Below are 16,065 nucleotides of genomic sequence, written 5' to 3'. Positions count from 1 at the left end.
CTTTAAAAATTTTCCTCGCACTCACCAAATCTCACGCATGTGCTCGACTATACCATCGTAATAAAACCCGTGCCAGCCTTTCCGAATTGTGCCGCACTAAATGAGTTTCCTCATCTTCATACATTACATTGGTCACTACAATGCGACGCCCTAATTTAGAAGTTTCTTCTCGATCCAGAAACACTGGATGAGACTTAACTTGAGCATACTTAATTAGTGACCCAGCTGAGGGGTATTTTCGATTCACCAGTACCGCGTTAAATAGCCTTTTTCCACAGGCTTCATCAATAGTTTTGATATGGTCAGAGACACTATATCCATCAGTTTCTCCTGGCTGGGTCATGATATTACAAACGTAGATGCGGGGTATCAAGCGAGCTGCGATCGCATCGGTAATTTCTGGCACCAACAGATTGGGAATAATGCTGGTATAGAGGCTACCGGGTCCTATTATAATATAATCAGCTTGCTGAATTGCCTTGAGTGCTGCTGGTAAAGCAGGTGGATGTTCGGGAGTACAACCAATTTTTTTGATCACTCCCCGAGCTTCAGTAATATTAGACTCTCCTTCGATGCGACGTCCATCAGCTAATTCAGCCCAAAGGCTAACATCAGTTAGGGTCGCTGGCAAGACTCTTCCTCGCACTGCTAATACCTGAGAACTAGCGGCAACAGCTTGTTCTAGATCGCCAGTAATATCACTCATTGCGGTCAGGAAAAGGTTTCCAAAACTGTGACCGACTAAACCACTACCAGCTCTAAAACGGTATTCAAACAGTTCGGTTAACAACTTTTCTTGGTCTGCCAGTGCTGTTAAACAGTGACGAATATCCCCCGGTGGTAACACTCCAATTTCCCGTCGCAATCGTCCACTGGAACCCCCATCATCAGCTACCGTAACAATAGCAGTGATATTAGCACTATAAACCTTTAGTCCTCTAAGTAAGCTAGAAAGACCAGTGCCACCCCCAATGACTACAATTTTCGGTCCCCGGTTTAACCGACGATGATCCATCAGCACATCAATCAGTTTTCGATCGTGGTCGGGTTTTAAAACTTCCGTAATTGATCCTACCGTCCGGGTTTGCCCCCAGAAGATAAAAAGCAGACCCAAGATCAGCGCAATTGGACCAGAGACATGGTTAGGAATAATGGTGGTAATTTTCTCTAAAACTTGCGCTGTGAATTTAATGATGTAAAAAACTGGAGTCAGCTTTACCCAAATCGCTAATCCCAAACTTGTTAGCACTACACCACCAGCACTTAAAAGTATCCAACGCTTCACCAGTAATCCAGGGGCTAACCACTTAAACCAACGGTTGACCCGCTGAGGAATTCGACCTCTCGATTCATTTTGTAGGGTACGTAGAGCTCTTTTGAAAAGACTGATTGAGGACATAACTACACTGAGTATGGTAAGTACAAAAGCTGGATAGACATTGCTGGTCGAACTCCAGCACTTGACAAGGAGGCGATGCATGTAGTGAGGAACGGCTAAGGCTCCGGAAGTGCCTGTCAGATTGGTACTTTCTTTGCCTAATCAAACCTTCGTGTGAAAAGCGCGTGATTCACATAGCCGCTCACCCTTGCTGGTATAGCGGTTTCCATTGATATTACTGATCAAGGTGCGCTTTCCAATGGGCGAATAAATCGCCCTTGGGTCGCACCTCAATGGTGAATTCACTATGAAGCTGGTACTGATCACGACAGTTTCAGATAATTAGGCTAAGGTGTGATTAATACAATATCCGGTACCTAGACGTTATGATCAGAATTTACTCGTGGATATACTGAAAGTGCTGAGGTCGGTTGAGTTGCCATTTAGGGTATGAGAGTAGTCGCTTAACCCAAAAAAATAAGGGGTGAAACAGAATAATCCCAAGTAGTCAGCTATGCCAAACTTCTGTTGTGATTCTCGTATTTGGTGTAGCTGGTCAGAGCTCTTGACTTAATGCTGTGCGCTAGCCTAGGTACTAGGGCTGATAGCACTAACACCATTAACCTAATCTAGTGATTAGACTGGAAAGGGATTAACTGTAGTGAGCCAGATGGAAAAGCGAATTTTGGGAATTGACCCAGGACTAGCTACTTTAGGTTTTGGCGCAATTAGTTGCCAAACAACCCAAATTAGTAAGTTAGGAAAAACAGAAGGCTCCTTAGGAGTGCCAAAGCGTTCTAGCCAGTCACCAATACAGGCAACCCCTGAACCATTGCAGTTGATAGATTTTGGTATCATCCAAACCCCTGCCAAGACTGATTACGGCTCACGACTGTGTACGATTTACGAGGATTTACACACCCTGCTTGAACACTGCCAACCGGATCTGGTAGCGATTGAAAAACTTTTTTTCTACCGTATGAGTACTACGATCTCCGTAGCTCAGGCACGGGGTGTTGTGGTATTAGTAACAGCACAACATGGAGTTCCAATGGTAGAGTTTACACCGGGTCAGATTAAGCAGGCAATGACCGGATATGGTAATGCCGATAAATATGACGTTCAGCAGGCTGTTATGCGGGAGTTAAATTTAGACACCATCCCCAAACCAGATGATTTAGCAGATGCCTTGGCAGTCGCATTGACCGCCTGGTTTCATATGTCTTGAACACTTTACTATATCTGTGAACTCTATTTGTGAACTCTATTTGTGAACTCTATTTGTGAACTCTATCTGTAAATTATATCTGTAAATTATATCTGTAAATTATATCTGTAAATTATATAGCAATACTAAATCAGTTTTAAAATTTGCAAACTATTTAATCCTTGCTGGGCAAGGGTTATAGCGATTAAGCGATCGCGCAGCGTGGCCTAAGGCCACAGCCGACGCGATCGCGTTCGATCAGGGCACTATATTTTTGAAATCATTTAGAACTGCTATATCTGTGAACTATATCTGTGAACTATACCGATAGCAAAGCAATAAACTTAATCATATTTATATATGTAATATTAAAAACCAGTGTCAGCTTTCGGTGTTGCCAGTTTGACCTGAATTTTCTCTAGGTAATAAGTTAAATTAACCCATGACAAGCAACGGTGTATTCAACCCTTGAGCAAAAATATCGACGTCTTCGCCAAGAGCTGATTGCCGGTGCGATCACTCTCGGGGGTGTATTTCTGATTGGAACTCTGTGGTATCGGGTGGTTGAAGGCTGGGGCTGGTTGGATTCAGCCTACATGACGGTAATCACGCTTTCGACAGTGGGCTATCAAGAAGTACGGCCGATGGGAGATCGGGCAAGACTATTCAGCATTTCTCTGATTTTTATGGGCATTATTAGTATCGGTTACATTGTTAACCGGTTTACAGAAGCCCTAATTCAAGGCTACTTTCAAGATGGAATTCGCATGAGGCAACAGAAGCGCTTGCTAGATAGTTTGACGAAACACTACATTTTGTGTGGGTTTGGACGGACTGGGCGTCAGATTGCTGTAGAATTTAAGGCTGAGGGAATCCCATTTGTGACAATTGACTCCCGATTGGAACAGGTTCAAGCTGTCCAGGATATGGGTTGTATTTCTGTACACGGAGATGCTACCTTGGATGAAACTCTGCTAAATGTGGGGATTGAACGGGCAATTTGTCTGGTGGCTGCCCTGCCCTCAGATGCCGAAAATCTCTATATTATCTTGTCTGCCAAAACCCTCAATCCCCGAATTCGAGCCATCGCTCGTGCTAGCTCTGAAGAAGCTGTTCAAAAATTGCAGCGAGCTGGTGCAGATGCTGTAGTTTCTCCCTACATCACTGGTGGTAGACGCTTGGCAGCTGCAGCCCTTAGACCCCAAGTCATGGATTTTGTGGATGGGATTCTAACCGGAACTGATAGCTCTTTTTATATGGAAGAGTTTCTGCTAGACCCCGAAACCTGTCCTTGCGTGGGCAAAACCCTCAGGGAAGCCCGACTGCGATCGCAAACTGGTGCTATGGTCTTAGCAATTCGCCGGGATTCCGGTCGTCTGATTGCTGGACCAGACGGTGACACTAAACTCATGTCACGAGACCTACTGATTTGTATGGGCACAGCTGATCAATTGCGTGAGCTAAACCAGATTCTCGGTCCAATCCGTTCGAACTTGCTACGACTGCCCAAGCCCAAATAGATCTTGGGCTTAGAAAGTCAGTATGCAGAATGTAGAATGCGCGAATGTAGAATGCAGAATGTATAAAGAATCTATAATTCTCAATTCTTAATTCTCAATTCTCAATTCTCAATTCTCAATTCTTAATTCTCAATTCTTAATTCTTAATTCTCAATTCTTAATTCTTAATTCTTAATTCTTAATTCTTAATTCTTAATTCTCATTTGATCTAATTAAGTTTCAATGTATTAACGGGCACTTCATCCCAAGACTTAACTGTGCGTAATCGGGCAACCCAACCCGCTGCTTTTTGCTGATCAGTCAAGTTATTCTGAAACGACTCGTGGCAATCCCTCGCCTGCTCTTCGTTGCAAGTGGCAATACAAGAGTATAGAAGACCCGATGGATCAATCTGCTCGTTTACCCAAATAGTCATTAGTGATTTTATTAATATAAACCGATATGTAAATTACCCTATGTAGTTTTTGCAGTTTACCTGCAAGCAGGCGTTTAGGGTCGCAGCTGTATATACATCGTAGTATAGCATTTGAGCAACATTAGTCAGTCGAAGCTGAATCGGTAAACTCAGCTAGCTGATTGAGAGCCGTCCCAGTCACTCGACAAATTCTCCAGTCTGGCAATACTGCTGCTCCCATATGTTCATAAAATGCGTTCGCGTAGCGTGGCCGAAGGCCATCGCAGGTTCATTCCAATCCAGTACACTCCATTCTAAACGCCCATAGCCACGCTCCACTGCTAGCTGAGCCAGGTAACTGAGTATGGCTTTACCGATGCCTTGGCGGCGATATTCCGGTAATACAAATAAATCTTCTAGATAAATTCCCGGCTTAGTTAGAAATGTGGAATAGTTGTTAAAAAACAGTGCAAATCCCACCCCTTGACCACCCTGTTCAACGATAATCGCCTCTACATAGGGTTTAGCGCCAAACAGGTGTTCTTTCAGGTGATCAGCATTGCCAGTGACAGCGTCGGAGAGTTTTTCATACTCTGCTAGAGCCTTAATCAAATTAAACAGAATCGCTACATCAGCTTCTGTAGCTGGTCTTAAGGTAAAGTTACCCATAGTGCTGGCAAAGGGATAATCAAAAAGACAATTTGATTAATTATCATATCCCTTCTTAGGTAATGGGTAATGGGTAATGGGTAATTGACAATTACTTATTACCCATTATTCTGTTCAAATAATCTCTGGATGATTTAACTAAAGATTATTTACCCAGAGACTATTTGGTAACTGATTAACCGGAATTACCTGATTTCGACATAACCTTTATCCAGGAGTCACGAGCTGACCTAAGACCTGCACCACTAGTTCAACCAGTCTCTAAGCCGTCGAGCCACTTGGGGACGGCGTAGCTTACGCATGGCCTTGCTTTGAATCTGACGCACCCGTTCCCGAGAGAGATTGAACATGCCTCCTACTTCTTCTAGGGTGTAGGGTTCACTGCTGGCTAAACCATACCGTAAAGAAATCACATCTTTTTCCCGCTCAGTCAGGACATCACTCAGAACTTCCCAAATCTCCTGGCGCATCATGGATTCATTCATCTTATCTTCGGGCAACCGTAGATCATTGTCTTCGAGCAAATCCATCAGTTCTGTGTCTTCCCCTTTACCAACTCTGTGATTCAAAGAAAGGGAACGCCTACGCAATTCTAGTAACTGACGCAAATGGGAGGGGGAAATTTCTAGCGCTTGAGCAAGTTCTATTTCATTAGGATTGCGCTGCAGTTGTTGTTTAAGTTCCCGCTGAGCTTTTTTTAGTTTATTGAGCTTTTCTACAATGTGGATTGGTAGACGGATAGTTCGGGCATCATTGGCAATAGTACGAGTAATGGCCTGACGAATCCACCAATAAGCATAGGTAGAAAACTTGTAACCCTTATCTGGGTCAAACTTTTCTGCTGCTCGGTTTAAGCCCAACGCACCTTCTTGAATCAAATCTAGAAATGGTACACCCCGATTAATATATCGTTTAGCAATTGAAACCACTAAGCGCAAGTTCGAGCGAATCATCTTGCGTTTTGCCACACGACCACGATATAAATTCCCCTCCAACTGACGTTCTGTCATCTCGACCCCTGCAGCTACCTCAGCCTTGGTCGGTTTACGGTCTAATTTTTCCTGTAAGCTGTTCCGGAGTTGGTCGATTTCTACTAGGAACTTAACCCGACGGGCTAAATCTACCTCTTCGTCTGGCTTGAGCAATGGGTAACGAGCCATTTCCTTAAAGAATGCACCCACCGTGTCATCAGAGCCGCTTTTCCGAAAATTATGGGAAGTAGAGACCACTAGTTCATCGTCTTCGGTGAATTCGACGGCTACACGCTGTAAATCAGTTTCCTCTGGCTCAATGTGATCACTAACAAAAAAATCTTTCTCTTCCGTAGAAGGCATTGTATGAGTCTGGTTTAATTCTGTAATATTCATAGGGATGTGTGAGTTGCAAGTGTATTTTAAGTTTGTTAAAACCGTTGCCGTGAGGGGTTGAGGCTGTCTGTTGCTCAAAATTGGCCTTTAAAGAGAAATCTGTTATCAAAAATGGGTGTTGTTGGTTTCACAAAGAACTTAATACTCTAGACAGAGCAGCTAAAACACGCTCCAAACCCTCAAATATCAGTGACCCAACCTGCTTCAAGTAGTTTATGTGTGATTGACGTGATTATAAATTAATGATTTTAAGCTTACCAGAAGCAGTTTGGCTAGTTGTATCTGTAATTACGAAATGTTTAATTACATAGATTTTAGTTACAGTAAGCGGGTGAAAGCAGGAGAGATAATTCTCTTACCATTGCTTTTATTATTTATTTTGACTCTGGAAACAGGATCTCACATATTTTAGAATTTTCCTATCTATCAATAGTGATAGAATAGGAGCCTTCCCAAACCAAAGCTGCCCTATGTCTAATCCTCCTTTAGGTCTACTGTTAGCTGAACCTAGAGCACTTTACTTTTCTGGTGGTGGCCAAGAAAAGTGGGTTGAAGTCCTAGTAGATTGTCCAGGAGTTCAAGGTATATATACTTATCGTAATTCATTGGATGTATCAATCAATCCTGGAGATGTTCTGAGTGTGTCATTCGGGACTCAACAGCTAGGAGCGATCGCTATTCGGATTGTAGACTCTCCACCCCCAAACTTACCACTGGAGAAAATTAAGGACGTAGAGGAGGTGATCAGTCCCGGTTTCTTTCCCAGTTCCTACTGCCAACTGTTAGAGCGGGTGGCTCAGTACTACTGCACCCCTCTAATCCAAGTGATTCGGTCTGCTTTACCTCCAGGACTGTTAGGGCGATCGCAGCGTCGAATTCGCCTCAATTCCTCGGTCTTGCCTAAAGAGGCTCATGTCTTTGTGAATAATTCAGCCGCAAGTAAGATTTTGGAGATTCTCCAGGCTAAACCCAATGGAGATTACAGCTGGCAATACCTCCAACGTCAGGTAAAGGGGGCTAAAGCAGGGTTACGTCACTTGCTCAAGCGAGGTTGGGTGGAAAGTTATCTGGAAGCTCCTAAGCCAACTCGTCCTAAGCTGAAGAAAGCTGTGACTCTGGTGGCTGATATCAATCGGTCTGATCTGACTCGACGGCAACGGGAAGTATTGGAAGTGCTACGCCGTCGTGGGGGGGATTTGTGGTTGAGTGAACTATCACAAATTTGTAATGTTAGTTCCTCAACTATAAATTCATGGGAAGATAAGGGGTATGTAGTGATTGAGCCTAGGGAAGTATTGCGCAGTGCTACTTCACCAACCATGGCTACAGATGCCCCAAAAAACTTGACAAATGCCCAATCCCGTGCATTAAACCTGATTAATACTATTGATGGCTTTGCCCAAGTGCTGTTGCATGGGGTGACTGGGTCTGGAAAAACGGAGGTCTATCTACAAGCGATCGCACCAATCCTAGCGCAAGGGAAATCGGCTTTGGTGTTGGTGCCGGAAATTGGCTTAACTCCTCAAATTACTGACCGTTTCCGGGCTCGCTTTGGTGACAAAGTTCGGGTTTACCACAGTGCCTTGAATAAAGGGGAGCGCTATGATACCTGGCGACAAATGATCCCAGGTGAGCCACAAGTGGTAATTGGCACTCGTTCTGCTGTTTTTGCCCCCTTGCCCCAGTTGGGATTAATTGTTTTAGATGAAGAACACGACTCTAGCTTCAAGCAAGACCAACCCATTCCTACCTACCACGCTCGCACCGTTGCTCAGTGGCGAGCAGAATTAGAAAATTGTCCGCTTATTTTAGGTTCAGCTACTCCTTCGGTGGAAAGCTGGGTCAGTATTAAGGTGATGGGGGGAGCGAGAGATGGTCAAATCGGTAGTGACATTCATTCCCTGACCTCTTCAGCTCCTGAGGTTCAGCCCTTCACCTGTTCACCTCCTCAGCATCCAGAACTTAGCACTCATTACCTATCTCTACCGGAACGGATTCAATCAAGACCCCTGCCACCGGTGGAAATTGTGGATATGAGGCAGGAGTTAAAAGCTGGGAATCGGTCGATTTTTAGCCGTTCTCTCCAAGACCGTTTGAGACGACTAAAGGAACAAGAGAAACAAGGGATTTTATTTATCCCCCGCAGGGGACACAGTACCTTTGTGTCTTGTCGTAGTTGTGGTCATGTGGTGGAGTGCCCTAACTGTGATGTTTCCTTGTCCTATCACTATACTCATGAAGGCGCTACTCAAGTATTGCGGTGCCACTATTGCAATTTCGGACAACTCCATCCCCGTAGTTGTCCAGAATGTAGTTCTCCCTACCTGAAATTTTTCGGTAGTGGTACTCAGCGGGTTGTTCAAGATTTGGCGAAGCTATTTCCAGAGTTGCGAATTATCCGATTTGACAGTGATACCACTCGTACCAAGAATGCTCATCGCACTTTGTTAACTCAATTCGCTAATCGGGAAGCTGACTTGTTGGTAGGGACCCAAATGCTGACCAAAGGATTAGATCTGGCTCAGGTGACACTGGTGGGAGTAGTAGCAGCAGATGGACTACTGTATTTGTCAGACTATCGAGCATCCGAGCGGGCATTCCAAACCTTAACTCAGGTAGCAGGTCGTGCCGGTCGTGGGGATGACCCTGGTCAGGTGATTATTCAAACTTATTCCCCAGAGCATCCTGTGATTGAGGCTGTCAAAACTCATAATTATCAGTCATTTATCTCCGACGAATTGGAACAACGGGCAGCACTGAACTATCCCCCTTATGGTGATTTGATTCTATTGCGCATAAGTGGATTGGATCCTGTGGCGGTGGAGAAGGTCGCAGAGGATTTAGCCGACAGCTTAGATACTCCTGAAGCCGAGTACGATATCCTAGGACCAGCACCAGCTAGTGTGATTCGCGTTGCTCGTCGCTATCGATGGCAGATTTTGCTGAAGTTTCCTCCTACTGTGCCCGCAAAGTTACTGAATTGGCGGGAATTACAGGATATGTGTCCTTCAGATATTAGCTTGACTATTGATGTTAATCCCTTGAATATAAGTTGAAAGGTATATAGCAATTCTTATAGCTATGAGGGACAAAGCGATCCCCCTAAATCCCCCTTAAAAAGGGGGACTTTGAGGTTTATAAGTTTAACTCATAAATGCAATAAAAGCTATAAGTTACAAGTTGAAGGTTGAAGAGTTAAAGTTGGTTTAAGGTTGAAGGGTTAAAGTTATAGGAGTCGAAGTAAAGGTTAAGACATATGGCGTTACTGAATTGAAGTATGAATGCGGGATCGTCTGGTTTTGGGAAAGCCCCCTAAATCCCCCAATTTTGGGGGACTTTGATAATTTTATTCCCCCCAGAATTGGGGGGCTAGGGGGGCGAAATCATAACCAAAAATCTGCCTTGCCAGACATATTTCTGTTCCCGATTCCCAATGCCCAATTCTTAATTCCCAATTCCCAATGCCCAATTCTTAATTCCCAATTCCTAATTCCCAATTCTTAATTCTTAATTCCCTACTCCCTACTCCCTACTCCCTACTCCCTACTCCCTACTCCCTACTCCCTACTCCCTACTCCCTACTCCCTACTCCCTAATTTGTGAATACTCCCGCTCACGCCATCGTCAATCTCCTGATTTTAGGAAAAAAAAGAAGGCCGGAAAATAATTTACCAATTGTGTTCGGTGCGATCTTATCGGATTTACCAATGGTGATTTTTTACGGATATGAGAAACTACTCAGAGGAATTCCTGAAAACGTAATCTGGTCTGAATCTTATTATAACCAAAGCTGGCAAGTATTTTTTGATATTTTCAATTCTTTTCCATTGATACTAATAGGTGGGTTGTTAGCCTACTATTTTGGTCAAACGTTTCTGATTGCTATGTTTGCTAGCATGGCTCTTCATGGGATTGGAGATTTTCCTGTTCATGCTGATGATGCCCATCGTCACTTTTTTCCATTGTCAAATTGGCGCTTTGAAAGCCCTGTTTCTTATTGGGATTCTCGTCATTATGGTCATATTTTTACTCCCCTAGAAGTGTTGGCTGTTATAGTGGGATGCTTTGTATTGTGGAGACGCCACACTTCGATGACCGCTCGGATTATTATTGCGATTGTACTTAGTGTTTATTTTATCTATGGAGTGTATGCTGTGTTAGTATGGGGTTAGTATAGCGGGTTTCAATTCAGGATCATCAGGGTGTAGATACTGAATTAGAGTCAAAGTATTAAGTTCTATTTTTCACAGGTCTTGAACTAACCATCCATGAATACTGGACATACCCCTGGTTATCTCATCAACAAGATAAACGACGCACTGTGTAGTGCTTTCCCTGATAAACATAAATTAGAAATGATGGTGCTTTATGAATTAAATAAAAATCTGAACGAGATGGCTAGCGTTGGAAATTTAAAGGTAATCGTTCACAACTTAATAATACATTGTCAGGCTTCCAATGAGTTGGAAAAATTAATTGATGGAGCACTTAACCAAAATCCTAATAATGTTAAATTAAAGGCCATTAATAAAGAATTTGAAATTACCACTAGTTTAATCAATATATTGATTCCTTTAGAAATGAAATTGATTAAACAAATGCAACAGGCTTATCGAGCTTGCTGTCACTATGAATTCCGGGATGATAGGAAAGATGAACTCCCTGACAGTTTCTATGATATTCTTAAAAAATTGGATGATATACCTCAACCAACTGATGATGAAAAACTGATTGTCAAATTTGTCGATCATTTATTATTTAATGGAAATATTCCCAAGTCACAGGCTGAGCAACTCAAGCAATGGTTAGAAAAAAATGCCAAGAACGTTTCTGATTTATTAGTTCACAATCAAAACTTAAATCCACCAGTATATCCAAAAGGTTTAAAGCAGTTTTCCTTTGAAGTCGTAACAGTTAACCGTAGAGGAGTAATAATCAACCGAGAATCCCAGCAAGCGCGTTATTGCACTCAAGATCTGGGGAATGGAGTAGACCTAGAGATGGTGTCTATCCCAAAAGGAAACTTCTTAATGGGTGCCTCGAAAACTGAGAGGGGGAGTGATGACAGGGAAAGACCTACACACACAGTAAGCATTCAACCCTTTTTCCTGGGGAAATATCAGGTAACCCAGGCGCAATGGCAAGCGGTGGCCAAGCTCCCAAAAGTTAACCGGGACTTAGATCCAGACCCCTCTAAAATTAAAGGAGAGAATCGACCAGTAGAGGGAGTAAACTGGTATGATGCGGTGGAATTTTGCGATCGCCTTTCTGAATATACAGGAACTAAATACAGATTACCGAGTGAAGCGGAATGGGAATACGCCTGTAGAGCCGGAACTACCACACCATTCCATTATGGAGAGACCATAACCAGTAGATTTGCTAATTATAATGCTTCCCATACTTATGCACAGGAAGCAAAAGGGGTGCATCGAGGAGAAACCACCCCAGTAGGAAGTTTTCCTCCCAACGGCTTTGGCTTATACGATATGCATGGCAATGTTTTGGAGTGGTGTGGGGATCCTGATCATTGGAATTACAAAGGAGCCCCTACAGATGGGAGTGTCTGGAAAATTCATCATATTCATTTTGATTATTATATTCTGCGGGGCGGCTCGTGTCACTTCGTTCCTAGTAATTGTCGTTCTGCCTACCGCAGCCAAGGTTTCGGGTCTTTTTGCATCGGCGACCTTATCGGATTTCGTGTAGCTCTGTAGTTGAGTAGTTGCTTAGGGTGCGTTAGGGACGGATGCTGTTGGCGAAATATTTCTTAACAAACCAAGAAGCCCCATCAGCCCTCACCCCCAGCCCCTCTCCCAACCTTGGGAGAGGGGAGCGGATTACGGCAGAATAAGGGTTTCACGAATTCGCCAGCAGCATCGGGATGGGCTCGCCCTCATTTTCGGTGTTGCGTCAGTCAAAGAATTAATAGCAGTAGAGCGGGCATCCTGCCCGCCGGAAAAAAAGGTCTTGAACTAACCATCAATGAATACTGGACATACCCTTGGTTATCTACTCAAAAAGATAAACGAAGCACTGTGTAGTGCGTTTCCTGATAAAACTGACTTAGAAATGATGGTGCTTTTTGAATTAAATATAAATCTGAACGAGGTTGCTAGCGGTGGAAATTTAAAGGCAATAGTTCACAAATTAATTATGTATTGTCAGGCTTACAATCAGTTAGAAGAATTAATTGATAGAGCACTTAAACAAAATCAAAATAATGCTAAATTAAAAGCGATTGAGCAAAATTTTAAAATTACCACTAGTTTAATCAATATATTGATTCCTTTAGAAAAAAAATTGCTCAAACAAATGCAAAAGTCTTACAGAGATTGTTGTCCCGATTGTCAAAATAAAAATCCTAACACTTTTTATGAAATTCTAGAAAATTTGGATCATATACATATACATCAACGAAATAATGATGAAAAATTTATTGTAAAATTTGTCGGTCATTTATTAGTAAATGGAAATATTCCTGAGTCAGACGCTGAGCAACTAAAGCAATGGTTAGAAAAAAATGCCAATGACATTTCTAATTTATTAGTTTACAAACAAACGGCAGAGCCAAAAGGTTTAAAGCAGTTTTCCTTTCAAGTAGTAACAGTTAACCGTAGAGGAGCAATAATCAACCGAGAATCCCAGCAAGCGGATTATTTCACTCAAGATCTCGGGAATGGAGTAGACCTAGACATGGTGTATATCCCAGCAGGAACCTTCTTAATGGGTTCCCCGGAAACTGAGAGGGGGAGTGATGAAACTGAAAGACCTCAGCACCAAGTAATCATCCTACCCTTTTTCCTGGGGAAATATCAGGTAACCCAGGCGCAATGGCAAGCGGTGGCCAAGCTCCCAAAAGTTAACCGGGACTTAGATCCAGACCCCTCTTACTTTAAAGGAAAGAATCGACCAGTAGAGCAAGTAAGCTGGTACGATGCGGTGGAATTTTGCGATCGCCTTTCTCAATATACAGGAAGGAAATACAGATTACCGAGTGAAGCGGAATGGGAATATGCCTGTAGAGCCCGAACAACCACACCATTCCATTATGGAGAGACCATAAGGAGTAAATTAGCTAATTATGGTGCTTCCTCTATTTATGCAGAGGAAGCAAAAGGGGAATTTCGAGAAGAAACCACCCCAGTAGGAAGTTTCCCCCCCAACGGCTTTGGCTTATACGATATGCATGGCAATGTTTGGGAGTGGTGTGGGGATCCTTGGCATGATAATTACGAAGGAGCTCCTACAGATGGGAGTATCTGGACTAAATATAATAATCATACTGATTATTATATAGTGCGGGGCGGCTCGTGGTACGACCTTCCTAGGTATTGCCGTTCTGCCTCCCGCAACTTCTTTCTCGCGCGCGAGTTGATCTTCAGCATTATCGGTTTTCGTGTGGCTCGGGGTGTTGCGTAGGCTGCTTTAGGGGCGGACTTGCCTTGATTTTTCGCGTTGCTCGTGGAATGGAATGATTTTAAGAGTGAGGTGGAACCGGCATCAGGCGTGGAACTGGCATCTTGCCAGTTTCATGCTTATTTTCGCGCGGGCAGGATGCCCACTCTACTTCGGGTCTGCTGAAAAAGTATTTGGGTAGGGATAGGCAAGAGGCAAGAGGCAAGAGGCAATAGTTCCGGAGTGCTCATCCGTGCAAGAGAAGCAGTGATTTTCATCATTTGTGCTTATGTTTTGAGCTTGTGGATTGCTTAATCCTTGCACTTATTGGAAAAAAAAAGGCTTGAAACCCTGATCTAGCAAGCCTCCTACTTTTATTCAGCAAGCCCTACTTCTATTCAAAAGAAGATTCAGCAACGCGCTTCTGACTTCTGACTTCTGACTTCACTAACCCGCAAGCCACCACCAGGTGGTAAATACCAGCAAATAAAGGAAAATTTCCGGAATTTGGTCTAATCAGAGTGTAGATACTCAATTAGAGTCAGACAGTTCTATTTCTCACAGGTCTTGAACTAACCATCAATGAATACTGGAAATCCCCCTGGTTATCTCCTCGCGCAGATAGAGTCAGCACTGTGTAGTGCTTTCCCTAGTGAAATTAAATTAGAAATGATGCTAGAACATCAATTCAATATAAATCTGCCACAGGTTGCTAGTGGTGACAATTTGACTGAAATTGTTTACAAAGTAGTACAAGATTTTAATAGTAGCAATAGTTTAGAAGAATTAATTAATAAAGCCCTTAAAGAAAATCCAAATAATTCTGACTTAAAGGCAATCGCTGAAAATTTTAAAATTACGACTAGTTTAATCAATATATTGCTTCCTTTAGAAAAAAACTTGATCAAATAAATGCAACAGTCTTACAAAGATTGTTGTCCTGATTGCAAAAATAAAATTCCTGGCAGTTTTTATGATATTATAAAAAATTTGGATGATATACATCAACCAACTGATGATGAAAAACTGATTGTCAAATTTGTCGATTATTTATTAGTAAATGGAAATGTTCCCAAGTCAAAGGCTCAGCAACTAAAGCAATGGTTAGAGAGAAATGCCAATAACGTTTCTGATTTAGAATCTCACAAACAAAACTTAAATCCACAACCTGATTCAGATCAATCTTCAACATCGGAAACGCCATCTGCTTCAGATAAACCTCCAACATCGGAAACGCCAATAGGTTTAAAGCAGTTTTCCTTTGAAGTAGTAACAGTTAACCGTAGAGGAGAAACAATCAACCGAGAAAATAAACAAGCAAGTTACTTCACTGAAGATCTGGGGAATGGAGTAGACCTAGCTATGGTGTCTATCCCAGAAGGAAGCTTCTCAATGGGTTCCCCGGAAACTGAGAAGGACAGTTTTGATAAAGAAAGACCTCAGCACCTAGTAAGCATCCAACCCTTCTTCCTGGGGAAATATCAGGTAACCCAGGCGCAATGGCGAGCTGTGGCCAAGCTTCCAAAAGTTAAGCGGGACTTAGATCCAGACCCCTCTGAGTTTAAAGGAAAGAATCGACCAGTGGAGCAAGTAACCTGGGTCGATGCAGTGGAATTTTGCCGTCGCCTTTCTGAACATACAGGAACGGAATACAGATTACCCAGTGAAGCAGAATGGGAATACGCCTGTAGAGCTGGAACTACTACACCATTCCATTATGGAGAGACCATAACCACTAAATTAGCTAATTATAATGGTAACTATACTTATGCAGAGGAAGCAGAAGGGGAATATCGAGAAGAAACCACTTCAGTAGGACGTTTTCCCCCCAACGGTTTTGGCTTATACGATATGCACGGCAATGTTTGGGAGTGGTGTGGGGATCCTTACCATGGTAATTACTTTGGAGCCCCTACAGATGGGAGTATCTGGAGTATTAATGATAATCAGGATTATTATCCTGTTCTGCGGGGCGGCTCCTGGTTAGGCCATCCTAGATTTTGCCGTTCTGCCTTCCGCAGCGACTATGACGCGCGCGTTAGCTTCGACGACAATGTCGGTTTTCGTGTGGCTCGGGCTGTTGCAAGGAGCTAGCCCTTTGCCCTTTTTGTACTTTTTACTCCTTTTTCTCT

At 43.0% G+C, this 16,065-nt stretch carries 12 protein-coding genes and 1 pseudogene; 8 read left to right on the top strand and 5 right to left on the bottom strand.

Annotation, left to right across the window (positions count from 1 at the left end):
- Positions 1-31: 31 nt before the first annotated feature.
- Positions 32-1,399, bottom strand: coding sequence for a gluconeogenesis factor YvcK family protein (locus tag BJP34_RS01455; RefSeq protein ID WP_070390792.1), 1,368 nt, complete (start codon positions 1,397-1,399; stop codon positions 32-34).
- A 649-nt stretch (positions 1,400-2,048) separates the two neighbouring features.
- Between BJP34_RS01455 and ruvC the strand changes: the two genes are divergently transcribed.
- The gene (ruvC, locus tag BJP34_RS01450) at positions 2,049-2,606 is read left to right on the top strand and encodes a crossover junction endodeoxyribonuclease RuvC (protein WP_070390791.1); all 558 of its coding nucleotides are present in this window, start codon (positions 2,049-2,051) and stop codon (positions 2,604-2,606) included.
- Between the two features lie 434 nt (positions 2,607-3,040).
- Positions 3,041-4,105, top strand: a complete 1,065-nt coding sequence (locus tag BJP34_RS01445) for a potassium channel family protein (protein ID WP_070390790.1) — start codon at positions 3,041-3,043, stop codon at positions 4,103-4,105.
- A 208-nt stretch (positions 4,106-4,313) separates the two neighbouring features.
- On the opposite strand, the gene BJP34_RS01440 is transcribed toward BJP34_RS01445, so the two are convergent.
- From BJP34_RS01440 to BJP34_RS01430, 3 genes and pseudogenes are all read right to left on the bottom strand, one after another.
- A complete protein-coding gene (locus tag BJP34_RS01440; protein WP_070390789.1) occupies positions 4,314-4,520 on the bottom strand; it encodes a glycogen debranching protein in 207 nt (68 codons plus the stop codon).
- A 121-nt stretch (positions 4,521-4,641) separates the two neighbouring features.
- A pseudogene (locus BJP34_RS01435) lies at positions 4,642-5,168 on the bottom strand (N-acetyltransferase family protein).
- Positions 5,169-5,413: 245 nt separating this feature from the next.
- Positions 5,414-6,535, bottom strand: a complete 1,122-nt coding sequence (locus tag BJP34_RS01430) for an RNA polymerase sigma factor, RpoD/SigA family (protein WP_070390788.1) — start codon at positions 6,533-6,535, stop codon at positions 5,414-5,416.
- 470 nt (positions 6,536-7,005) lie between these two features.
- Here BJP34_RS01430 and priA point away from each other — a divergent pair, with 470 nt between their 5' ends.
- The 4 genes from priA (at position 7,006) to BJP34_RS01405 (ending at position 13,957) form a co-directional block, all read left to right on the top strand.
- Positions 7,006-9,591, top strand: coding sequence for a primosomal protein N' (gene priA / locus BJP34_RS01425; protein ID WP_070390787.1), 2,586 nt, complete (start codon positions 7,006-7,008; stop codon positions 9,589-9,591).
- Between the two features lie 543 nt (positions 9,592-10,134).
- Complete coding sequence (locus BJP34_RS01415) at positions 10,135-10,707, top strand: hypothetical protein (RefSeq protein WP_070390785.1); 573 nt, start codon at positions 10,135-10,137, stop codon at positions 10,705-10,707.
- 96 nt (positions 10,708-10,803) lie between these two features.
- Positions 10,804-12,252 carry an SUMF1/EgtB/PvdO family nonheme iron enzyme gene (locus BJP34_RS49925; protein WP_070390784.1) on the top strand — a complete coding sequence of 483 codons (1,449 nt, stop codon included), beginning with the start codon at positions 10,804-10,806 and terminating at the stop codon, positions 12,250-12,252.
- A gap of 268 nt (positions 12,253-12,520) precedes the next feature.
- On the top strand, positions 12,521-13,957 hold the full coding sequence (locus BJP34_RS01405; RefSeq protein WP_070390783.1) for an SUMF1/EgtB/PvdO family nonheme iron enzyme: 1,437 nt from the start codon (positions 12,521-12,523) through the stop codon (positions 13,955-13,957).
- Positions 13,958-14,073: 116 nt separating this feature from the next.
- Here BJP34_RS01405 and BJP34_RS42020 read toward each other — a convergent pair whose 3' ends face one another.
- A complete protein-coding gene (locus tag BJP34_RS42020) occupies positions 14,074-14,214 on the bottom strand; it encodes a hypothetical protein (protein WP_158516931.1) in 141 nt (46 codons plus the stop codon).
- A 301-nt stretch (positions 14,215-14,515) separates the two neighbouring features.
- On the opposite strand from BJP34_RS42020, the gene BJP34_RS01400 reads away from it, so the two are divergent.
- Complete coding sequence (locus tag BJP34_RS01400; RefSeq protein ID WP_070390782.1) at positions 14,516-14,845, top strand: effector-associated domain EAD1-containing protein; 330 nt, start codon at positions 14,516-14,518, stop codon at positions 14,843-14,845.
- Positions 14,846-16,027, top strand: a complete 1,182-nt coding sequence (locus BJP34_RS01395; RefSeq protein ID WP_070390781.1) for an SUMF1/EgtB/PvdO family nonheme iron enzyme — start codon at positions 14,846-14,848, stop codon at positions 16,025-16,027.
- Positions 16,028-16,065 lie beyond the last annotated feature (38 nt).

This window comes from Moorena producens PAL-8-15-08-1, assembly GCF_001767235.1.
Classification (GTDB): domain Bacteria; phylum Cyanobacteriota; class Cyanobacteriia; order Cyanobacteriales; family Coleofasciculaceae; genus Moorena; species Moorena producens_A.
This window is presented reverse-complemented; position numbering and strand designations above follow the sequence as displayed.